The 20,875-nt window shown below is 60.0% G+C and carries 18 protein-coding genes; 5 read left to right on the top strand and 13 right to left on the bottom strand.

The genetic code is table 11. The annotated features are described in order from the left end of the window. Nucleotides 1–3: 3 nt before the first annotated feature. From rpe to Q0J57_RS01600, 3 genes are all read left to right on the top strand, one after another. Nucleotides 4–723, top strand: a complete 720-nt coding sequence (gene rpe, locus Q0J57_RS01610; protein ID WP_297216216.1) for a ribulose-phosphate 3-epimerase — start codon at nucleotides 4–6, stop codon at nucleotides 721–723. Between the two features lie 23 nt (nucleotides 724–746). After that, entirely contained in the window at nucleotides 747–2,753 is a 2,007-nt protein-coding gene (tkt, locus tag Q0J57_RS01605; protein ID WP_297216213.1) for a transketolase, read from the top strand. A gap of 129 nt (nucleotides 2,754–2,882) precedes the next feature. Continuing rightward, on the top strand, nucleotides 2,883–4,049 hold the full coding sequence (locus Q0J57_RS01600; RefSeq protein WP_297216210.1) for a phosphoglycerate kinase: 1,167 nt from the start codon (nucleotides 2,883–2,885) through the stop codon (nucleotides 4,047–4,049). A gap of 626 nt (nucleotides 4,050–4,675) precedes the next feature. Here the strand turns inward: Q0J57_RS01600 and Q0J57_RS01595 are convergent. The 9 genes from Q0J57_RS01595 to Q0J57_RS01555 all read right to left on the bottom strand — a co-directional run bounded on the left by Q0J57_RS01595 (nucleotide 4,676) and on the right by Q0J57_RS01555 (nucleotide 13,349). After that, nucleotides 4,676–5,353 (bottom strand): dimethylmenaquinone methyltransferase, encoded by a 678-nt coding sequence (locus tag Q0J57_RS01595; RefSeq protein ID WP_297216208.1) that lies wholly within the window; start codon nucleotides 5,351–5,353, stop codon nucleotides 4,676–4,678. A 147-nt stretch (nucleotides 5,354–5,500) separates the two neighbouring features. After that, nucleotides 5,501–6,661, bottom strand: coding sequence for a UxaA family hydrolase (locus tag Q0J57_RS01590; RefSeq protein WP_297216205.1), 1,161 nt, complete (start codon nucleotides 6,659–6,661; stop codon nucleotides 5,501–5,503). A 5-nt stretch (nucleotides 6,662–6,666) separates the two neighbouring features. Further along, nucleotides 6,667–6,951, bottom strand: coding sequence for a UxaA family hydrolase (locus Q0J57_RS01585; protein ID WP_297216202.1), 285 nt, complete (start codon nucleotides 6,949–6,951; stop codon nucleotides 6,667–6,669). 86 nt (nucleotides 6,952–7,037) lie between these two features. After that, on the bottom strand, nucleotides 7,038–7,631 hold the full coding sequence (locus Q0J57_RS01580; protein WP_297216199.1) for a FumA C-terminus/TtdB family hydratase beta subunit: 594 nt from the start codon (nucleotides 7,629–7,631) through the stop codon (nucleotides 7,038–7,040). Between the two features lie 11 nt (nucleotides 7,632–7,642). Then, nucleotides 7,643–8,524: a fumarate hydratase gene (locus Q0J57_RS01575; protein WP_297216196.1), complete on the bottom strand. Its 882-nt coding sequence runs from the start codon at nucleotides 8,522–8,524 to the stop codon at nucleotides 7,643–7,645. Between the two features lie 13 nt (nucleotides 8,525–8,537). Continuing rightward, a complete protein-coding gene (locus tag Q0J57_RS01570; RefSeq protein WP_297216192.1) occupies nucleotides 8,538–9,980 on the bottom strand; it encodes a cytochrome b N-terminal domain-containing protein in 1,443 nt (480 codons plus the stop codon). Continuing rightward, entirely contained in the window at nucleotides 9,981–11,249 is a 1,269-nt protein-coding gene (locus tag Q0J57_RS01565; RefSeq protein ID WP_297216190.1) for a 2Fe-2S iron-sulfur cluster-binding protein, read from the bottom strand. 11 nt (nucleotides 11,250–11,260) lie between these two features. Further along, nucleotides 11,261–11,596: a succinate dehydrogenase gene (locus tag Q0J57_RS01560; protein WP_297216187.1), complete on the bottom strand. Its 336-nt coding sequence runs from the start codon at nucleotides 11,594–11,596 to the stop codon at nucleotides 11,261–11,263. A gap of 25 nt (nucleotides 11,597–11,621) precedes the next feature. Next, nucleotides 11,622–13,349 (bottom strand): FAD-binding protein, encoded by a 1,728-nt coding sequence (locus tag Q0J57_RS01555; RefSeq protein WP_297216183.1) that lies wholly within the window; start codon nucleotides 13,347–13,349, stop codon nucleotides 11,622–11,624. A gap of 79 nt (nucleotides 13,350–13,428) precedes the next feature. Here Q0J57_RS01555 and Q0J57_RS01550 point away from each other — a divergent pair, with 79 nt between their 5' ends. Next, complete coding sequence (locus Q0J57_RS01550) at nucleotides 13,429–13,638, top strand: hypothetical protein (protein ID WP_297216180.1); 210 nt, start codon at nucleotides 13,429–13,431, stop codon at nucleotides 13,636–13,638. 319 nt (nucleotides 13,639–13,957) lie between these two features. On the opposite strand, the gene Q0J57_RS01545 is transcribed toward Q0J57_RS01550, so the two are convergent. The 3 genes from Q0J57_RS01545 to Q0J57_RS01535 form a co-directional block, all read right to left on the bottom strand. Beyond that, nucleotides 13,958–15,301, bottom strand: a complete 1,344-nt coding sequence (locus tag Q0J57_RS01545; protein WP_297216179.1) for an SLC13 family permease — start codon at nucleotides 15,299–15,301, stop codon at nucleotides 13,958–13,960. Between the two features lie 615 nt (nucleotides 15,302–15,916). After that, nucleotides 15,917–17,167, bottom strand: a complete 1,251-nt coding sequence (locus Q0J57_RS01540; protein ID WP_363315446.1) for an SLC13 family permease — start codon at nucleotides 17,165–17,167, stop codon at nucleotides 15,917–15,919. 154 nt (nucleotides 17,168–17,321) lie between these two features. Further along, nucleotides 17,322–18,077 (bottom strand): sulfite exporter TauE/SafE family protein, encoded by a 756-nt coding sequence (locus Q0J57_RS01535; protein WP_297216175.1) that lies wholly within the window; start codon nucleotides 18,075–18,077, stop codon nucleotides 17,322–17,324. A 316-nt stretch (nucleotides 18,078–18,393) separates the two neighbouring features. Between Q0J57_RS01535 and Q0J57_RS01530 the strand changes: the two genes are divergently transcribed. Then, nucleotides 18,394–20,022 (top strand): sigma-54-dependent Fis family transcriptional regulator, encoded by a 1,629-nt coding sequence (locus Q0J57_RS01530; RefSeq protein WP_297216174.1) that lies wholly within the window; start codon nucleotides 18,394–18,396, stop codon nucleotides 20,020–20,022. A gap of 174 nt (nucleotides 20,023–20,196) precedes the next feature. On the opposite strand, the gene Q0J57_RS01525 is transcribed toward Q0J57_RS01530, so the two are convergent. Continuing rightward, nucleotides 20,197–20,874, bottom strand: a complete 678-nt coding sequence (locus Q0J57_RS01525) for an amino acid ABC transporter permease (protein ID WP_297216173.1) — start codon at nucleotides 20,872–20,874, stop codon at nucleotides 20,197–20,199. Nucleotide 20,875: the final 1 nt, after the last annotated feature.

Below are 20,875 nucleotides of genomic sequence, written 5' to 3'. Positions count from 1 at the left end.
TGCATGATCCTGTCCCCTTCGCTGCTTTCTGCCGATTTTGCCCGTCTGGGCGAGGAGCTGACCGCGCTGGAGCAGGCGGGCATTTCCTGGCTGCATCTTGATGTCATGGACGGGGCCTTTGTGCCCAACATCACCTTTGGTCCGCCCCTCATCAAAAGCCTGCGCGCACGCTCCCGCCTCTTCTTTGATGTGCACCTCATGATTGAGGAGCCGGCCAGGCACGTGGCCGCCTTTCGCGATGCCGGTGCCGACATGCTGGTCATCCATCTGGAGGCAGACAGGCACCCGCAGCGCACGCTCACCGAAATTCGCCGCCTGGGCTGCCGGGCCGGTGTGGCCCTGAATCCGGGTACCGATGTGGCGGCCTTGCGCTGGCTGGCGCCGGACTGCGACATGGTGCTGGTCATGAGCGTCAATCCCGGCTTTTCCGGGCAGAAATTCATTCCCCAGAGCCTGGCCAAGGTGCGCGCCGTGCGCGAGCTGCTGGATGCCTGCGGCGGGGAATCGGTCCTGATCCAGGTGGATGGCGGGGCCTGCCCCCAGAATGCCGCCGCCCTGGTGAAAGCCGGCGCCGATGTGCTGGTGTCCGGCTCGGCCTTTTTCAATCATCCCCCCTATGCGGCATGTCATGCCGCCTTTCAGGATGCCGTGCGTTGTGCGGCCTCCGCCGCCGGCACGGCCCGCTGTGCCGCCGCAGCCAGCTGGCAGCCCATCAACCGTTAACCCCCACACGAGGAAGTTTCATCATGCCTACCCGCAGGCAATGCGCCAATGCGCTGCGCGCTCTTGCCATTGATGCCATTGAACAATCCCGTTCCGGCCATCCCGGCGCCCCGCTGGGCATGGCCGACATGGCCGAAGCCCTCTGGCGCCATGTGCTCAAGCACAACCCCGCCGATCCCCGGTGGGTGGATCGCGACCGCTTTGTGCTGTCCAACGGCCATGCCTCCATGCTGCTGTACGGCCTGCTGCATCTTACGGGCTATGCCCTGAGCATGGAGGACATCCGCCAGTTCCGGCAGTGGGCGTCGCTGACGCCGGGGCATCCGGAATATCGCCATACCCCTGGTGTGGAAATGACCACAGGACCGTTGGGGCAGGGCATTTCCTCGGCCGTGGGCATGGCGCTGGCCGAAAAGATGCTGGCAGCCCGCTTTAACCGGCCCGGCCACGAAATCGTGAATCACCACACCTATGTGTTTCTGGGCGACGGCTGCCTTATGGAAGGCGTGTCGCACGAGGCCTGCTCCCTGGCCGGTGTCTGGGGGCTGGGCAAGCTCATTGCCCTGTACGATGACAACGGCATTTCCATTGACGGCAAGGTCACGGGCTGGTTCACCGAAGACGTGGCTGCCCGCTATGGCGCCTATGGCTGGCAGGTTATCGGCCCGGTGGACGGGCATGATGCGGCGGCCCTGGATGCGGCCCTGGCCGAGGCCCGTGCCGACACGGCCCGCCCCAGCCTGGTGATATGCAGGACCCACATCGGCTTTGGTTCGCCGCATAAGGCGGACAGCGCAGCCTGCCACGGTTCCCCTCTGGGGCCGGAAGAAGCGGCCGCCACGCGCGCCGCTCTGGACTGGCAGGCACCCCCCTTCACCATCCCGGCGGACATTGCGGCGGCCTGGGATGGCCGCTCGCAGGGCAGGGCCGTGCAGGCGGCGTGGGAGGCGCGTTTTGCGGCCTATCGTGTGGCCTATCCTGAACTGGCGGCCGAATTCGAGCGCCGCATGGCCGGGGAACTGCCCGAAGACTGGGCTGCCATTGCTGCCGAAACCGTGCAGCAGGCCCTGGACAGGGCAGAAGGCGTCGCCTCCCGCGTGGCCAGCCAGCGGGCGCTGGAAATTCTGACGGCACGCCTGCCCGAGCTGCTGGGCGGTTCTGCGGACCTCACCGGCTCGGTGGGCACCAAGACGGCCGCGTCCGTGCCGCTGGTGCCTGCGGAGGGCAACTGGGACAGCGCCAATTACATTTCCTATGGCGTGCGTGAATTCGGTATGAGTGCCATCATGAACGGCGTGACCCTGCATGGCGGCTTCATTCCCTATGCGGGGACCTTCATGGTCTTTTCCGATTATGCCAAGAATGCCGTGCGTCTGGCGGCGCTCATGGGCATTCGCGTCATCTGGGTTTTCACCCATGATTCCATCGGCGTGGGCGAGGATGGTCCGACACATCAGCCCGTGGAACAGGTGCCTGCCCTGCGGCTGACGCCCAATGTGGAGGTGTGGCGGCCCTGCGATACGGTGGAAAGCGCCGTGGCCTGGCAGTGCGCCCTGGAAAGTGACCGTCATCCCAGTGTGCTGTCCCTGTCGCGTCAGGGCGTGCCCTTTGTGGAGCGCCAGGCGGCGCAGCTGGAACATATCGCCCGGGGCGGCTATGTGCTGCGGGACTGCGAGGGACTGCCGGAACTGATCTTCCTGGCCACAGGCTCGGAAGTGGGCTGCACCCTGGAGGCTGCCCGCCTGCTGACCGAGGCGGGGCGGCGCGTGCGCGTGGTCTCCATGCCCTGCTGTGAACGCTTTGATGCGCAGGATGCGGCCTATCGGGAACAGGTTCTGCCCTCTGCCGTGCGGGCGCGTGTGGCCGTGGAAGCGGCGGCGGCGGATTACTGGCGCAAGTACGTGGGGCTGGATGGCGCTGTGGTCGGCATGGAAGGCTATGGCGCCTCGGCGCCGGGCAAGGTGCTGGCCGCACAATTCGGCTTTACGGCCGAGCATCTGGCAGACGTGGCCAGCCGTCTGCTGGCATAGTTTTGTGGCTCCCGCGTTTGTCGGCGGCTGTCCGGCAGAAGGGGAGAAGGCCGTTTTTCGCCCGGGGCGGATGACGGCAGCGTAAATCGCATACTAATCCGGGGCTGCGGCCCCACAAGGAGAAGGCTCATGGCCATCAAACAGCTGAAGGATGTGGATTGCGCGGGAAAGACCGTGGTGATCCGCCAGGACCTCAATGTGCCCATGAAGGACGGTCATATCACCAATGACAAGCGCATCCGCGCTGCCCTGCCCGGTATCCAGATGGCGCTGGAAAAGGGTGCCGGGGTCATCCTGCTTTCCCATCTGGGACGCCCCACGGAGGGCGAGTTCGATCCCAAGTTTTCGCTGGCGCCGGTGGCCGAGCACCTTTCCGGCCTGCTGGGCAAGCCGGTGCGTCTGGCCAAAACCCTGGAAGAAGCCAAGGTGGCTCCCGGCGACGTGGTGCTGCTGGAAAATATCCGCTTCTTCAAGGGAGAAAAGAAGAATGATCCCGATCTGGCCGCGCGTCTGGCCGGTCTGGGCGATGTCTATGTCATGGATGCCTTTGGGGCGGCGCATCGTGGCCATGCCTCCACGGACGGGGCCATCCGTGCCGCCAAGGTGGGCTGTGCCGGTCCGCTCATGATGGCGGAACTCAATGCCTTTGCCAAGGTGCTGGATGCCCCGGCTCGTCCCCTGGTGGCCATCATTGGCGGTTCCAAGGTTTCCAGCAAGCTGGGGCTGCTGGAAAATCTGCTGGACAAGGTGGACTGCCTCATCGTGGGAGGCGGCATTGCCAATACCTTCCTGGCCGCCGAAGGGCACAAGGTGGGCAAGTCCCTGTATGAAGCGGAACTGATGGATGATGCCCGGCGCATCATGCAGAAGGCCCGCGATCTGGGCAAGATGATGCCCCTGCCTGTGGATGTGGTCACGGCGCCGAAACTGGCCCCCGGGCAGACGGCCAGCGTGCATGGCCTTGACGATGTCCCGGCGGACGAAATGATTCTGGACATCGGCCCCAAGACCGTGGAAGCCTATACCAAGCTGCTCAATGACGCGGCGACCGTGGTCTGGAACGGGCCTGTGGGCGCCTTTGAAATCGACCCCTTTGGCAAGGGGACTCGCGCCATTGCCGAAGCCCTGGCCGCGGCCAAGGCCTTTGTGGTGGTGGGCGGCGGTGACTCGGTGGCTGCCGTGGAAAGCTATGGTCTGGCCGACAAGATGGGCTATATCTCCACCGGTGGCGGCGCGTCGCTGGAACTGCTGGAAGGCATCAAGCTGCCTGCTGTGGCGGCGCTGGAAAGCTGCTAGGCGTATACAGACAGGGGAAGTCCAGGCGGATTCTCCCTTATCAGATAACAACAAACGGGCCGCTCCCCTGGGGAGCGGCCCGTTTGTGCTTTTTTTTGCCGAGGACGGTGAGAAACAGGCAGAGCGCCGCAGCGACGATGCGAACGTGCCGCTTTCTGGCATGCGGATGGTGTGGATTGTCCGGCCGGTACGAGGGCGAGGCGGAAGGGCTGGCGGAAGGGGAGACAGCACACATAGGACGCCTGCCAGCAGTTGCCAGCATATTGGCAGCGTATGGCGATACTGGCAGCTTATGCCGTGTGGAGCGTCGTTGCGGCACGGTGCAGGACGGCAGAAATACTGTCCACAGTTCCGGGCGCGGGGGCGTCACTGGTGGCCGGTGCGGCGGTATGGGGGCCCAGCGCGTCAGGGCGTAGGGGCGGCTGGGCGGACAGGCAAAAAGCACGCTGCGCAGTGCAGACAGAGAGGGCAGGCGTGCATGCTCTGCTGTTCGCTGCGGCGTCGGCAAGCGACGTGGCGTGTGCCTGTGTGTCTGCCGACAAAAAACGGGCTGTCTCCCAGGGGAAACAGCCCGTTTTTTGTCCATGTCGTGCGGCATTCAAGCGTCGCCGCTGTGCCGGGGAAAGCTACTTGATGGCACAGCCCGTGCTTTCCAGTTTCTTGTACAGCCAGCTGTAGTCCAGGCGGCCCTGTTCCGCAATGGTCCTGATCTGCTGCTGTCCCTTTTCCGCAATGGCCCGGGCACCGGCAGCGGCTGCTTCGGCCTCGTCTGGAGCAATGGCCACCAGGCCGTCCGCATCGCCCACAATGATGTCGCCCGGGCGAATGCAGACATTGCCCATGACCACAGGCACATTGACTTCACCGCAAGCGTCCTTGTACGGCCCGTTGGGCGAGATGGCCCGGCAATATACCGGGAAATCCAGCTCCCGCAGTGCGGCGGCATCGCGCACCGCACCGTCCACCACAAAGCCGGCCAGGCCCCGCTTGATGGCCAGGTTGGCCATGATTTCCCCACAGACGGCGCGTTCTGTATAGCCGGCGCAGGAAACCACCAGCACATCCCCGGGCCGGGCATTGTCCAGCGCATAATAGAGCAGAAGGTTTTCACTGGCAGGCAGATTGACGGTATAGGCCGTTCCCAGCAGGCGCGCCGTCCCAAGGGGCTTGAGCGCTGACGGCAGGGCGGCATTGCGCCCCAGCGCATCACAGATGTCCGACACAGCCAGGTCTGTAAACAGATTGCGCAGTGCAGCGGGAGCAGGCTCGGCAGGGGGCAGAATTCGATAACGTACGGGATTCATGGCGTCTCCAGTGTCTGGCGGTGGCCGTCAGGCGTTTTGTGCAGAGTAAAAAGAAAGCCCCGCACCCGCTTTCGCGGATGCGGGGCAAAACCGAGCACTGCTGTCATCGTGCGAAACGGTGACGTGCAGTGCCGCGGTCAAACGCCACTAGGCGCTTTCGTACAGACGGGTCATGACGATTTCGCGATGGCCCAGGGATTCGGCGGCGGTCAGGCGGCCGTTGCAGGTGCGAATCATCATTTCCAGCAGCTTGTCGCCGGCAGCGTCCAGGTTGTATTCACGCTGCAGCAGGCCGGTCACGTCCACGTCGATGTGTTCGCTCATGGTGCGCACGGTGCGGGGGTTGGCGGACAGCTTGATCACGGGCAGCACGGGGTTGCCGATGACGTTGCCCTGGCCGGTGGGGAAGAAGTGCACCACATAGCCAGCAGCGCAGGCCAGGGTCACCATTTCGGCGGCGGCGGAGGAGGAGTCCATGAACCACAGGCCGGGGCCGGTGGGGCTTTCGGCCTTGTCAAGGGCGCCAACCACGGGGGCTTCGCGGCCGATCTTCTGGATGTTGCCCAGGGCCTTTTCTTCGATGGTGGTCAGGCCGCCTTCGATGTTACCCTTGGTGGGCTGGGAGTCGCAGAGGTCGGTGGTCTTGTGGTCGTCGATGACCTTGGCATAACGATCGAAGAAGGCCTGGAACTTGGCGCGCACTTCGTCGTTGATGCAGCGGGCGGCCACCAGGTGTTCGCCACCGGTGAGTTCGGTGGTTTCACCGAACAGGGTGGTGGCACCGGCCTTCCACAGCTTGTCGAAGGCGTTACCCACGGTGGGGTTGGCGGCGATGCCGGAGGTGGTGTCGGATTCACCGCACTTGGTGGAGACCCACAGGTCCTTCACATCGCATTCCACACGCTGGTATTCGGTGGCAATCTGCAGGAATTCCTTGGCCTTGCGGGCAGCGGCAGCGATGGTGGCGATGTCGCCGTTCTTTTCGATGGAGAAGCCGGCCACGGGCTTACCGGTCTTGGCAATGCCGTCCACGATGCGGTTGGTCCATTCGGGTTCGATACCGATGACCACCACAGCAGCAACGTTGGGGTTGCTGCCCACGCCGATCAGCGTGCGGAAGTGCAGTTCCAGGTCTTCACCGAACTGCAGACGACCGTAGTGGTGAGGCAGGGCCATGGTGCCCTTGATGTTGTTTTCGACGGCCAGGCAAGCGGCGTTGGAAAGGTCGTCGAGGGGAAGCAGCACCACGTGGTTACGGATGCCGACACGGCCATTTTCTCTCTTGTAGCCCCAGAATTTATTCATCATATCAATTACCACCTTTTGGTCTTAACATTGTGCACGTGGAGATGTTCACCCTGCTTGATGGGCTTCACAACCTTGCCGATGTCGATGCCGTACTTGATCACGGTGTCACCGACATTGAAGTCGTGCAGGGCAACCTTGTGGCCGATCGGAATGTCGTCGAGGATCTTGAACGTGATCAGCTCGTCTTCCTTCATGATCCAGCCGGTGCAGTCCTGGCCTTTCTTCAGGCCTTCAACGACTACCACGCCGACGCCGTCGCCTTTTTCGTGAACAACAAAATCAATGCCCATATGTCCTCCAAAGGGTTTTGCATGTCTCCGGCCCATGCGCATGCCGTACTCAGAAAATACCTTGGCCGGAAAGGCTAAGTTACTACCTAAAGCACACCGAGCTTTTTGTAGATCTCGGGCAGGCGTTCTTTCACGCGAGCCGTCACCTGATCATACAGGTGAACGCCATAGCTGTCCATGGCTACGGTCAGAGGACCAAAGTCCTTGACGCGGAAGCGGTACAGCGCTTCGGGGTGCAGTTCGGGGAAGTAGACAGCCTCAACTTCTTCGATCTGTTCGGTTTCGGCAGCAGCGGTACCGCCCACGATGGCCAGGTACACGGCGCCGAACTTCTTCATGGCTTCCAGGCTGCCCTGGTACAGGCCGCCCTTACCGATGATGGCACGCACGCCATACTGTTCGATCAGCAGGGGCGAGAAGCGTTCCATACGGGTACTGGTCGTGGTACCGACGCAGATCTTTTCCCACTTGTCGCCATTGCGGCGCAGGCTGGGAGCGGTATGGATGCAGGGCATGCCTTCCAGGCTCACCGGCGGAGGATTGCCATGGTCGAAGATATGGATCTGGGTCAGGTCGCGGATGCCGAACAGGGGACCGTCAAAGTAGACGGTATCGCCGGCATGCAGGCTGCGGATGACTTCTTCCGTAAAGGGCGACGTGAGATGATGAACCTTGCTCATGATTTTTCCTCCTAGTAGCCGTAGGTCACTTCGCCGGAAGGCTTGATGATGGCGCGGGCACGGCGAGCGGGCCAGCACTGGGTGTTCACGGCCACAGGATTCTGGGTGATGTGGGTATAGGCGCTTTCAATGTGCACCGCAAGGCAGGACACGTCGCCGCCCAGGCCCATGGGGCCACGACCCGTGGCGTTGATGGCTTCTTCCAGTTCGACTTCCATTTCAGCCAGCATGGGATCGGGGTTGCGCTGACCCACGGGGCGGGCAATGGCGTCCTTGGCCAGCTTCATGACCAGGTCGGCCGTGCCGCCCAGGCCCACACCGATGATGCCGGGAGGGCAGGGGTTGGCGCTGCTTTCCACCACGGCGTCAAGGATGAACTTCTTGACGGCCTTGATGCCGTGCTGGGGGTAGAACATCTTCATCTGGCTCATGTTTTCGGAGCCGGAACCCTTGGGGATCATGAGGATGTTCAGGGTGTCGTCACCTTCGTCAAAGTCGAAGTAGGTCACGGGCAGGCCGGGGCCAACGGACGTCTGGGGGTTGACGCGGGTGATGTCATGGGTCGCGCTGCTGCGGAACGGGAATTCGATGGTAGCGCGCTTGGCACCTTCATAGAGGGCTTTTTTGATCTTGGCGCCATTCCAGGCGTAGTCGGAACCCACATGCACCTTGTAGATGGGCAGGCCGGTGTCCTGGCACAGCAGAGTCTTCTTGCGGTCGGCCACTTCAATGGCCTTGAACATGGCTTCGAAGATGCTGCGGGCAGAGGGCTGGGTTTCGCGTTCGTAGGCCTTCTTCAGGGCGTCGCGCACATCCGGGGGCAGGTCGCAGAGGGCCTTGATGTAGAGCTGCTTGGCCGCTTCTTCGACGATGGAATAATCAAAGTTATCCATAACACTCTCCTTCTTATTTAGCCGCCGCAGGCTGGGCAGCCGGCTGGGGCTGCTGCGCAGCGATCATTTCGCGAATCTCGTCCTGGGACTTCACGATAGGCTTGGCATCGCTGAAATCTAGGAACATGAGGAAGGCAGCGAGGTCTCTGAGCTGGTTGGGCTTCAGGTCGTAAGCAGGCATGACGGTACCGCTGTACATCTCAGCAGGCGTCTTGATGTAGTTCATCAGGTAGTCGGCGTCGCGGTCCTTCTTGACCATGTTGCTCATGTCAGGACCGGTGCGATGGCCGCCCTTGCCCAGAATGTTGTGGCAGTAGGAGCATTCGCGTTCCACGAAGAGCTGCATACCGCGTTCCACCTGAGCGCTCATGGGCTTGTCCGGCACCACGATGATGTTCCGGTAGGAGGAAACTTCAGCGTAGGCCATGGCCGTCAGGTAGATGATGCACACGGCGAAGGTGGCGGCGACGGCAACGGACACGGGGCGGTTGGCAAAGCCCTTGAGGCGGCTTTCACTCCAGAAAGGCACACCGAAGAGCAGGATGATGCCACCGACGAAGATGATCAGGCTGCCGATCATTTCCCAGGAGCCGGTGAAGTACGTCAGCAGCTGGAAGAGCCACATGTAGTACCATTCAGGACGCGGCAGGTAGTCGGGAATGATGGTGCCAGCCTTGGCTTCCATGTGGGGCGGCATATTGATGGCCAGCAGGAGCAGACCAAGGAACACGACGCCGAAAGCCAGCATGGAGCGGTTCATGTGTTCGGGGTAGAAGCGATAGGGCTTGCCGGTCCACGGGGGCAGTTCTTCGCCGGCCAGACGTTCACGCGGGTCGGAGATGTTGTGCACGCGGATCAGGTAGATGTGCATGGCCATGACGAGCACCAGACAGGCCGGCAGCACCAGGGTATGCACAGAGAAGAAGCGCGACAGCGTGAAACCGGAAACGTCGGGACCACCCAGGATGAAGCGGGTGATGACGTCACCCACCACAGGATACTGGCTGGGCATGTTGGCGCCCACCACGGTGGCCCAGTAGGCCTTCATATCCCAGGGCAGCAGGTAACCGGTGAAGCCCAGGCCCAGGGTGATGAGCAGCAGGCACACGCCGGTGATCCAGGTCAGGTGACGCGGACGGTTATAGGAACCGTGGATATAGGTTACAAACAGGTGACAGAAGACCAGCAGGACCATGAGGCCGGCGCTCCAGTGATGGAGGCCGCGCAGCACACCACCCAGAGGAACTTCCTTGCTGATGTACTGAACGGAATCCCAGGCCTTGTCCGGATCCGGAACATAGTAGAACGCCAGGAACATACCCGTCACCACCAGGACCATGAAGGTCATGGCGCACAGGGTGCCAAGAACCGCAGTCCAGCCGGTATTATCGGGAAGCCTTTTGCTGAGGAACGGCTGGATATACTTTTCCCAACCAATGTCGTGCAGGAAACTCATTTAGACCACCTCCACCTTAAGAATGCCGTTTTCCAGCTTCCAGGGCAGACGGATCAAGGGCTTTGGCGGCGGCCCGGCAATGACTTTGCCATCCTTGTCGAATGCCCCACCATGACATGCGCACTTGAAGCGCTGGGAAAGTTCATCCCAGTGCACGGAGCAGCCCAGATGCGTGCAAACGCTGCTGAAGCAGATGAAATCCTGTTCGGAGTCGCGACGAATCAGAATCGGGAACTCCACATTTTCCTTATGGAACGCGTTGGTGCGGGTGTACTTCAGCACGACACTGCTGATGCTGCCCACGGGCAGGCTCTTCAGGGCACCAGCGTCAACCCACTGCTTGGGCTGATCGTTCAGCGTGGGGGCCACCGAGCTGACACCGAGAATGGTACCGAGGGACAGCACCACACCGGCGCCCACCAGGCAGGTGGCACTCTTCAGGAAGGCGCGGCGACCATTGCAGGCCTCGTTGTTCTGCGGCGCGGTGCAGGTGGCAGCGGGCTTCTTTTCTTCGGCGGCAGCTTCCGCCGGATGCGGCGGCAGAGGCTTGAGGGACTTGAGGTTCTTCAGCGCCAGACGCTGAATGTACTTGATGGCCCGGGTGCCGCTGATGTTCTTGGGGCAGACTTCCGTACAGTTGAATTCGGTACGGCAGTTGTAGCAGCTTTCCAGAGCCCTGGTCAGACGAGGCTCGAACAGGCCGTCGCGCACGTCAGCCAGCAGGGTGAAGGCACGGTTCAGGGAAGCGGGACCGCAGTAGCTGTCATGGTAGTTGACCATGGTGCAGCTGGACACGCAGCAGCCGCAGGCGATGCAGTCCGTGGCCATGCCGATGTCGATGCGTTCCTGGGAATCGGGCTTGATGATATAGGGTTCTTCGCGATGTTCCTTCGGCTCGAAGAAGGGCAGGCCCGCTTCGTACTTATCGAAGAAGGGTCCCATGTCCACAACCAGGTCCTTGACAATGGGGAAGTGGTTGAGCGGACGAATGGTGATGTCCTGGCCGGCCGGCAGGTCGCAGACGTTGGTCTTACAGGCCAGGCCTTCCTGACCGTTGATGACCATACCGCAGGAACCGCACATGTTGACGCGGCAGGCAAAGCGGAAGGAAAGGGAGGAGTCCTGTTCCTTCTGAATGCGGAGCAGAACGTCCAGAATCGTCGTTACCTTGGGATCGGGAATGTCCAGAGTATAGCTCTGAAAGCTACCCTCTCCCCCTTTTTCCGGATCATATCGGAAAATTTTAACTGTGTGCAGAGTGCTAGACATAACGTTCTCCGTTAGTAAATGGCGAGCCAAGCGAGCAGAATGGCGCCAATGCCAATGCCGAGCATCCAGGGCACGAGACGGCGAGCGGAGGTAATTTTGGCGAGGTCAAAGTCCAGCAGGATAACACGAATACCCAGAGAAGCATGCAGAGCCACACAGAGAAGCAGCAGGAACTGGATATAGGGTTTGTAGGTGAAGCACAGGTGCAGGATGAGCAGAAGGACAATCAGGACGGCGCTGACGCGCTGCAGCAGCCAGGCCCACATACCCACATGGGTACGGCCGCGGCGGTAAGGATCGATTTCTCCCCACTGCAAGGGCTTTCTGTATTCGAGTTCAGACTTCATCTTTTCCCCCAATATTTTTTAATGTTTACTTCTTGTATTTCTGACAGGCTTCCAGAGACTTGTACTTGAAGACGACATCGCGCTTTTCGAAGATGGGCATGCCGTCATCACCGCGCCACATGAACGTGTTGAACAGACCGTAGTCGTCACGCTGCTTGGGGAAGTCTTCACGGGTGTGGGCACCGCGGGTTTCGTCACGCTGCAGGGCGGAGACAGCCGCCATGATGGAAACGTCCATCATGCTCAGGGTGTCCAGATACGTGTTGAACATCATGTTGTAAGCGCCATCGCCGTCGACCTTGCTGTTTTCCACGTCCTTGCGCAGAGAGGCAAAGTCGCTGAGGGCCTTTTCCAGACGGTCCTTCTTGCGCACCACGCCCACGTTGACCCAGTTGGTTTCCTGGATTTCGCGACGGTTGACGAAGGGAGAAGTCCCGGTCTTGCGGGTAAGGGGAGCCGAAAGACGAGCAATGATGTCCTTGACCATGCCAGGAGCGGTTTCCTTGATGGTGCGGTTTTCCGGCTTGGACAGGTAGGCGGCAAGGGACTTACCGGCCAGACGACCGTACACGCAGGATTCACCGATACCATTACCACCGAGGCGGTTGGCACCATGCACGCCGCCGGCATCTTCACCGGCCACGAAGAGCTTTTCGAGGGAGGTGTGGCAGCCAGGATCAATGGCAGCACCACCCATGAAGAAGTGGGCGGAGGGAGACACGGGCACCATGCCGTGAGCCAGGTCGAAACCGAACTGGGCACAGCGTTCGGCCATACCGGGGAAATTCTTGAGCACGAAGTCAGCGCCCATGTGGGCGGCATCGATGCGCACGCCACCTTCCGGACAGGCGCGGCCGGCCATCATTTCCAGATAGGCGGAGCGGCTCACCACGTCACGGGTGGCACGTTCGGCCACGTCGGGAGCATAGCGGAGCATGTAGCGTTCGCCTTCGCCGTTGTACAGGTGGGCACCGGCGCCGCGCAGGCCTTCTTCAAGCAGAGCACCGGCAACAACGCTGCCGGGGATGATGAGGCCGGTGGGGTGGAACTGGATCATTTCCATGTCGCGCATGATGACGCCAGCGCGATAGAGCATGGCGATACCGTCGGCCGACTTTTCCGGGCCAGGCGCATGGAAGCGGTACTGGGTAGGACCGCCACCGGTGGCCACCAGGGTGGCAGCGGCTTCCACAGTGATGAAGGCGCCATTACGCATGTTGTACAGCAGGGCACCGGTAACGGTCTTGCCCGTGCTGTCCAGCAGCAGTTCCACGGCACGGGTTTCTTCCAGCACCGGGATGCGACGCTTCATGACCTGTTCCGTGGTACGGCTGATGATTTCGATACCCGTCAGGTCGCCCTTGTGCACAGTACGGTCAAAGCACTGACCGGCAAAGGGCTTCTGGTGGATGCGTCCATCGGGACGACGGTCGAAGAAACAGCCGCAGACGGTTTCCAGTTCCTTGACCGTGGGGGTAGCCTGTTCCACCAGGTTCTTGGCCAGGTCCTGGTCGTTGATGTACTGCCCGCCCTTGAGCGTATCCATGAGGTGTTTTTCATGGGAGTCGCCGGGATCGAGCACCACGTTGAAACCGCCCTGCACCATACGGCTGCATCCACCCTTGCCTTTCAGTGCCTTGGTGGCAATGAGGATGTTCAGGTCAGGATCGGCGTCGTGGGCATAGATGGCCGCTAGTTGCGCCGCGGCACCCATGCCCAGAATCAGTAAATCTACTTTGTAATCCGCTGTCATAAGCCTTACCTCAGTAAAAGATTGGGCAACTGACCTCTCTTAAGCAATAAGAGTGCCAATTGTACGATGTTTTTGTAATATGCTGAAAAACAAGGGAATTTTTTTAAAAAAAATCGCCGAACTTTTTTTTGCCCAAATCAGGGCAGATTTTTTGCCCAAATCAGGGCAGTTTCCTTCAGGGGAGCTGACGGTCCGCGCAGCTTCCCGGACAGCCGCTCGGCAGGGGGGAAGCGGTCCCTGCCGCAGCAGTCACGGCAGCCCGCAGAGGATGCTGCTGGTGCGGCAGTAGCATCCATGCTCCATCCTCTGCCGATTGCGCCATGCCCGTACGTGGTCTCTGCTGCTTCCGCCCGTGTCGGCGCAGCGGGGCATACCGGCTGGCTGTCTTTCGCATATCGCCTTTTTCCTCTGTCGGGAAGCAGGCTCTTCTTCCGGCATGCAGGGATGAACAGGCAAAGAGAGCATGCGTCAGACGCATGCCCTCTACCTTATACTATATGCGCGTGTCTGGTGCCTGTCATGGTCAGCGGGAAACGCTGTTGCCCATGGCAGACCCTGCCGTTATCCACGCGGAGCAGCGGCAGGAGACGCTTGCGATCGTCATCACCCTAGGGCTGGAAAGGCCACACCGTGGGAATGATGGCCAGCGACAGGGCATAGGCCACAATCTGCCAGGGCAGACCATAGCGTACATAGTCACCGAAGGAATAGTTACCAGGCTTCATGACCAGGGTGTTACTGGGGGTAGCGATGGGCGTCATGAAGCAGGCCGCAGCATTCATGGCAATACCCATGACAAAGGGCAGCGGGCTGAGGTTGAGGCCCAGGGCAATGGGAATGACCAGCGGCACCATGATGGCGGTGGTGGCCGTATTGGACATGATGTTGGTCAGGATGGCCGTGATGAGCAGCAGCATGCAGAAGAGCACATAGGGATCCTGGAAGTAGCTCACCACGAAGTCGGCAATGAGCTTGGCGGCGCCGCTCTTGTTCATGGCAAAGCTCATGGAGAGCATGCCGGCAAACAGCCACACCGTGGTCCAGTCAATGCCGGCCTGGGCCTGCTTGAGGCTCATGCAGCGGGTGATGATGCAGAGCATGGCACCCAGCATGGCGGCGGAGGTCAGGGGCACAAGGCCGGTGGCCATGGCGATGATGACGAAGAAGTAGATGCCACCGGCAATCCACATGCGAATGCCGCCGTCGGGAACTTCCACATCCTTGAGTTCCGCGGTGTCTTCACGCGCCGGCGGCACCAGGAGCTTGGGGAAGAGCATAAACAGAATGGCGCCAACAATGGTCAGCGGCAGGCCATACCAGGCAAATTCAAAGAAGGCGAACTGCCCCCATTCCGGCGCCATTTTGGCCAGAATGCCGTTGGCGACCATGGACGGCGCCTGACCCACCAGAGAAATACAGCCACCGAAGGACGCGGCGTAGGCCGTGGGCAGCAGAATGCGCGAGGGGGACAGATGCGCCTTGCGCGCAATGGAGATAATCATGGGCAGGGTGATGGCCGTCACGCCCGCATTGTTCAGGAAGGCGGACATGAAGGCAATGAGCAGGATGGAGAAGACCAGGAGGCGGGTTTCGCTCTTGCCGGCCTTGTTGATGATGGATGTGGCCACACGCTGGGCAAAGCCCGTGGCAAAGGTGGCTTCGCCAAGCATGAACAGGCCCACGATGGTCAGGATGCTGGTATCACCAAAGCTGATCCAGGCCTCCTTGACGGTAATGACGCCGAACGTGGACAGGGCGCAGGGCACAAGGATGGAGGTTACGGCCAGCGGCAGCCATTCCGTGAAGAAAAGTACGCCGGCGACAATGAGAATGCCAAACGTGATGTACACATGCGGCATATTGATTTCCTGCGGCGTGGCCGGTGCTGCGCTGGCCAGATCAGGAAGCGCAATGGCAACCAGAAGCAGTAAGAGGGACAGCCACTTTTTCATAACCTTCTCCTTGCGTTGGTAATTGTGTCCACATGTCATGAATGGACATGGTTTGTTACATTTGTTGTGATAAAAATGCACAGATCGACTACTGCGGGATCTGCGCTGTCTCTCCCTGAGGTGCGATTATTCGGGGCCATCCCGTATAATCATAAAATGAAATAGCTATAAAATGAACGACATAGAATGCTTTTGTGGGCAGGACACTGCCAGCCGACATTTTCCCGGAACCTTCCCCAAGGTTTGCCCTCCGGGAAAATTGTGCTTCATAGATGTCTCCTTAGGTTATGGTTTGTTTCAAAAAACATATAGAAGGATACAGTTTGTTACACACATAGGGAAAAAAAAACGCACAGACCGCTTCGGGTATTGATCTGATGCACGACATTCATGAGAAGCCCGGCTTTCCGGAGCTTTCATCCAAAGATCAAACAGCCACTGTGTATTTCAATACTCTCTGCGACGCCGGCAGATGTGCTGCCTTGTCCCAGCGGAATCCGAAACCCTTCGGCATTCCCTCTGCTGCTCCCTTTCCCGTACCGAGGTTTTCCCGATACGGGAAAGGGAGGCACATTCTTATCTGTTTACTTGTGTGTCAGGGGCTATTACCATTTCCTACGGATTGAAGGGCCACACCGTGGGAATGATGGCCAGCGACAGGGCATAGGCCACAATCTGCCAGGGCAGACCATAGCGTACGTAGTCACCGAAGGAGTAGTTACCTGGCTTCATGACCAGGGTGTTACTGGGGGTGGCGATGGGCGTCATGAAGCAGGCCGCGGCGTTCATGGCAATACCCATGACGAAGGGCAGCGGGCTGAGGTTGAGGCCCAGGGCAATGGGAATGACCAGCGGCACCATGATGGCGGTGGTGGCCGTATTGGACATGATGTTGGTCAGCACGCCGGTGACGAGCAGCAGCACGCAGAAGAGCATGTAGGGGTCCTGGAAGTAGCCGGTCACGAAGTCGGCGATGAGCTTGGCGGCGCCGCTCTTGTTCATGGCGAAGCTCATGGAGAGCATGCCGGCAAACAGCCACACCGTGGTCCAGTCGATGCCAGCCTGGGCCTGCTTGAGGGTCATGCAGCGGGTGATGATGCAGAGCATGGCGCCCAGCATGGCGGCGGAGGTCAGAGGCACAAGGTCGGTGGCCATGGCAATGATGACGAAGAAGTAGATACCGCCAGCAATCCACATGTGGATGCCGCCGTCGGGCACGTCTTCTTCCTTGAGTTCGGCGGTATCTTCACGCGCCGGGGGAATGAGGAACTTGGGGAAGAGGCCGAAGAGGATGGTGGCGATGATGGTCAGCGGCAGACCGTACCAGGCAAATTCAAAGAAGGCGAACTGGCCCCATTCCGGCGCCATCTTGGCCAGAATGCCGTTGGCGACCATGGACGGAGCCTGACCCACCAGAGAAATACAGCCGCCGAAGGACGCGGCGTAAGCCGTGGGCAGCAGGATGCGCGAGGGAGACATGTGTGCCTTGCGCGCAATGGAAATGAGCATGGGCAGGGTGATGGCCGTCACACCCGCATTGTTCAGGAAGGCGGACATGAAGCCGATGAGCAGGATGGAGAAGACCAGCAGGCGGGTTTCGCTTTTGCCGGCCTTGGAAATGATGATCGTGGCTACGCGCTGGGCAAAGCCTGTGGCGAAGGTGGCTTCACCAAGCATGAACAGGCCCACGATGGTCAGGATGCTGGTATCACCGAAGCTTACCCAGGCTTCCTTGACAGTGATGACGCCAAAAGTGGACAGAGCGCAGGGCACCAGGATGGAGGTTACGGCCAGAGGCAGCCATTCCGTAAAGAAGAGAACACCGGCAACAATAAGAATACCAAACGTAATATACACATGGGTCATATTGATTTCTTGAGGGGCACCCGGCGCGGCGAGGGCCAGATCAGGGAGCGCCACTGCGAGAATGAGTAAAAGGATTGACAGCCAATTTTTCATAAACCTTCTCCTTGGGGTATTGGTTATGCCCCCGGCACGACCGGGGGCATTGGGCACAATATTAGAGGCACAGGGAGATAGAGAGGAAGAGAATGACACAGAGAACAATCTTCCTGAACAGGGCGCTGTCACACCGCTTGTTCATGATGTTGCCAAGGTAGGATCCCAGAAAAACCATGGGAATGGCCGGCAGCACGCTGAGCAGATTATCCCAGGGCAGCAGGTCGATGTAGATGTAGGAGGCTACCTTGTAAATATTTGTTACAAAGAACATGATGACGGTGGTGCCCACGAAGATGCGACGGTCAGGAGCCGCCTTGATGAGGTACAGGGACCACACAATCCCCCCGGCATGGGCCATGACCGTGGAAGCACCACCCAGAAAACCGAAAACATAGGCGCTGGTCTTGCCACTGCCTTCACTAAGGCCCTTGAAGAGGCGCCGCAGGACGACAGCCACGGGAAATTCATGCCACAGCATGCTCAGGGCATAGAGCGAACCGAAAATGCCCACGCACACCCGGAAAACGTGCCCGGGAATTATGGGCAGCAGCACAGCCCCCAGGATCAGACCCGGCACGGCGGAAAACATGATGCGGCGCAGTTCGGGCCAGGCCAGCCACTGGCGCCAGTAGAAACGCAGGCCGAGCACATCCGAGGCCAGCATAAGCGGAGCACCCAGGCCAAGCGCCAGCTTGGCAGGGAATGCAATGGACAGAGTGGGAAGCAAAAAGATGCCGGCACCAACTCCGACGCCTGTCTTGATGATGCCAGAAAAAAAGCCAGCGATAGCAATGACGATGATATCAGAAAGCATGATGGACCCTCCTACAACTGAGAATTTGAGTAGATACAGAGTGCAGCAGTTCTATGTCGATTCCGAGCCAGTTATTTTTGGGGGAGGTATCTGCTTATGGGTCCAAATGAGAGGGGGGGGTCCCATCATGGGCCTGCCGTTATTTTATTCTGCAAAATCCATGCTAGCAGGAGCCGATTTGAGAATTTTTTAACTAAGCCTCTGTTATCCTACAAAAAAAATTGCAAGGTAGGATTGTTCGTTCGTTTGTTGCATATTGTAATATGCTGAATTATAGGTTAATTTGCCCAAATACGGGTAAAAATAGGGAGGAGCCATGCTGCAAGAAGAGACCCTTGGTCTGGATGATCCCGTCCGCGCTGCCGCACAATCCATCCGCCGGCTGTCCGCCATGGTGGGGGGGACCATCGACCGGAGCCAGCTTTTTCTGAATATTTCCCGGGAGTTCAAAAACGCATTTCATTATGACCGGTTCAGTATTTATTTGTATGATGCCAATCGCGAATTTCTGAACGCCTTTGCCAATGCCGACGGCACCATCGTGGAGCGTTTTTCCAATACGCGCATAGCCCAGGATACGGTGGCCTGGCACGTCATCCAGAGCCGCAAGCCCATTGTGGTCAGCGATCTGGCCTCCACCGGCTGGAATGGGGCCACTTCGCTGGCATCGGCCGGCCTCAACGTGTCCATTGCCTTTCCGCTCATTCTTGGGGACAAGGTTATCGGCACGCTGCACGTTTCCTTTGTGGAGCAGCCGGACAATATTGCGGCCATCCAGACCTTTCTGCTGGAGCTGTGTCCGGTGCTGACCATGCTGCTTTTTGTGGTGTTGTCCGATGAACGTGAATTTCGGTCCAAGGCCATGCAGAAGGGCAGCATGTACAGTCCGCCGGAGCAGGGGGACGAGAGCATCCTCCAGCTGGAAAGCCGCCTGCTGGAAACGGGCGACATGGCGCCGGTCATGTCGCTGGCGCGCAAGGTGGCCAAGCTGCACATTCCCGTGCTCATCACCGGTGAAACCGGCACGGGCAAAAGCATGATGGCCCGCTGGCTGCACCGGCACAGTCCGCGCCGGTCCGCACCCTTTATCAAGGTCAACTGTCCTTCCCTGGCGCCGACCCTGTTTGAAAGTGAAATGTTTGGCTATGCCAAGGGGGCCTTTACCGGCGCCCATGCCAAGCGCATCGGGCGTATTGAAATGGCCCAGAACGGCACCCTGTTTCTGGATGAAATCGGGGAACTTTCGCCCGATATGCAAAGCAAACTCCTGCAGGTCATGGAGGAAAGCTGCTTTGAACGCGTGGGCGAGGCCCAGTCCATCAGCGTGGATATTCGCGTGGTGTCCGCCACCAACATTGATCTGAAGGACGCCCTGGACAACGGCCGGCTGCGCCGGGACCTGTTCTATCGTCTGGCGCCCGTGGTTCTGCGCCTGCCCCCCCTGCGGCAGCGCAAGAACGACATTGCCATCATGGTGGAATATTTCACCAAGGTCTTTTCGCGCCAGTGGGACCTGCGTCCCCCCAATCTGTCCAAGCGGGTGCTCAACAGTCTGTATGACCACGACTGGCCGGGGAATATCCGCGAGCTGCGCAACGTGGTGAGCCGCATGCTTCTGCATTCGCTGGACGGGACCGTGACGGATGCCTTTGTGCGCGAGGCGCTGCACGAATGGAAGGAACTGACAGGTGTCCCCACTCCGCGCGAACTGCCGGTGGAACCCTATTCTCCGCCCTTGCAGGCATCTTCGGAAAACCGGGCGCAGGCCCGATGTACGGAATCCAGCGGGCTGTCCTCGCTGGAAGAAAACGAGCGCGCGCACATTCTGGAAGCGCTGCGCCAGACCGGGGGGCGGGTATCCGGCCCGCGCGGCGCAGCTGCCCTGCTGGGTATTCCCCGCTCCACCCTGCAGCACAAGCTGCACAAGCTGGGTATCACGCCGTAGGGGCGGCCGGCATGTTCTCCGGGCAACGGCATTGCTCCGGGGTGCGGCATGGCCGCCGCGAGATTGCCTGAAGGGGCTGCGGCAGAGGATGCCGGCGATGGCCGATGTCATGAAAAAGGGCATTTCCCGCCACGGGAAATGCCCTTTCTGGTGTTCGGTAAGGGGAATTGGGGATCAGCTTGCCTGCCGGGTCCCAAAGCCCGGAATGTAGTAGCGCTTTTCCAGCCAGTGCAGCAGCCAGGTGGCCAGAGAGACCATGACAAGATAGTAGGCGCCCACGGCCAGGAACACTTCGGTAAAACGGAAGGTATCCGAGGCCAGGACCTTGCCCTCGCCCATGAGTTCCATGCAGGTAACCAGATAGGCCAAGGAGCTGTACTTGATAAGATAGATGATTTCATTGCCGCAGCCGGGCAGGGCGCGGCGGGCGGCCTGGGGAACCACAATCCAGATGACGGTCTGCAGGGTGCTCATGCCCAGGGCCTGCGCCGCCCGGATCTGTCCCTGCCGGATGGAAAGCAGGGCGCCCCGGACATATTCGGACTGGTAGGCGCCGCTGCACAGGGTGAAGCTCAGCAGGGACGCACCGTACGGCTCAAAATAGATGCCCAGCTTGGGCAGGGCAAAGTAGATCATCATGAGCTGCACGGCCAGCGGCACCCCTCGGATGATGGCGGTAAAGCCGTCGCCCAGGCGGCGCACCAGCGGCGAACCGAAAACCCGCAGGCAGCCCAGCACAATGCCGCCCAGAAACCCCAGGATGCTCGACGGCACGATGAGGGCTATGCTGACCAGGAGGCCGCGGTTGAGGGCGGGCAGCAGCTCCTGACTCACGAAGGCCGGATCAAACACG

This window comes from uncultured Desulfovibrio sp. (genome assembly GCF_944324505.1).
Classification (GTDB): Bacteria; Desulfobacterota; Desulfovibrionia; order Desulfovibrionales; family Desulfovibrionaceae; genus Desulfovibrio.
This window is presented reverse-complemented; position numbering and strand designations above follow the sequence as displayed.

What these genes read in the sequence shown, in the direction of transcription:
- rpe (WP_297216216.1), top strand. Translation starts at nt 4, where the DNA reads ATGATCCTGTCCCCTTCGCTGCTTTCTGCCGATTTTGCCCGTCTGGGC.
- tkt (WP_297216213.1), top strand. Translation starts at nt 747, where the DNA reads ATGCCTACCCGCAGGCAATGCGCCAATGCGCTGCGCGCTCTTGCCATT.
- Q0J57_RS01600 (WP_297216210.1), top strand. Translation starts at nt 2,883, where the DNA reads ATGGCCATCAAACAGCTGAAGGATGTGGATTGCGCGGGAAAGACCGTG.
- Q0J57_RS01595 (WP_297216208.1), bottom strand. Translation starts at nt 5,353, where the DNA reads ATGAATCCCGTACGTTATCGAATTCTGCCCCCTGCCGAGCCTGCTCCC.
- Q0J57_RS01590 (WP_297216205.1), bottom strand. Translation starts at nt 6,661, where the DNA reads ATGATGAATAAATTCTGGGGCTACAAGAGAGAAAATGGCCGTGTCGGC.
- Q0J57_RS01585 (WP_297216202.1), bottom strand. Translation starts at nt 6,951, where the DNA reads ATGGGCATTGATTTTGTTGTTCACGAAAAAGGCGACGGCGTCGGCGTG.
- Q0J57_RS01580 (WP_297216199.1), bottom strand. Translation starts at nt 7,631, where the DNA reads ATGAGCAAGGTTCATCATCTCACGTCGCCCTTTACGGAAGAAGTCATC.
- Q0J57_RS01575 (WP_297216196.1), bottom strand. Translation starts at nt 8,524, where the DNA reads ATGGATAACTTTGATTATTCCATCGTCGAAGAAGCGGCCAAGCAGCTC.
- Q0J57_RS01570 (WP_297216192.1), bottom strand. Translation starts at nt 9,980, where the DNA reads ATGAGTTTCCTGCACGACATTGGTTGGGAAAAGTATATCCAGCCGTTC.
- Q0J57_RS01565 (WP_297216190.1), bottom strand. Translation starts at nt 11,249, where the DNA reads ATGTCTAGCACTCTGCACACAGTTAAAATTTTCCGATATGATCCGGAA.
- Q0J57_RS01560 (WP_297216187.1), bottom strand. Translation starts at nt 11,596, where the DNA reads ATGAAGTCTGAACTCGAATACAGAAAGCCCTTGCAGTGGGGAGAAATC.
- Q0J57_RS01555 (WP_297216183.1), bottom strand. Translation starts at nt 13,349, where the DNA reads ATGACAGCGGATTACAAAGTAGATTTACTGATTCTGGGCATGGGTGCC.
- Q0J57_RS01550 (WP_297216180.1), top strand. Translation starts at nt 13,429, where the DNA reads ATGCTGAAAAACAAGGGAATTTTTTTAAAAAAAATCGCCGAACTTTTT.
- Q0J57_RS01545 (WP_297216179.1), bottom strand. Translation starts at nt 15,301, where the DNA reads ATGAAAAAGTGGCTGTCCCTCTTACTGCTTCTGGTTGCCATTGCGCTT.
- Q0J57_RS01540 (WP_363315446.1), bottom strand. Translation starts at nt 17,167, where the DNA reads ATGACCCATGTGTATATTACGTTTGGTATTCTTATTGTTGCCGGTGTT.
- Q0J57_RS01535 (WP_297216175.1), bottom strand. Translation starts at nt 18,077, where the DNA reads ATGCTTTCTGATATCATCGTCATTGCTATCGCTGGCTTTTTTTCTGGC.
- Q0J57_RS01530 (WP_297216174.1), top strand. Translation starts at nt 18,394, where the DNA reads ATGCTGCAAGAAGAGACCCTTGGTCTGGATGATCCCGTCCGCGCTGCC.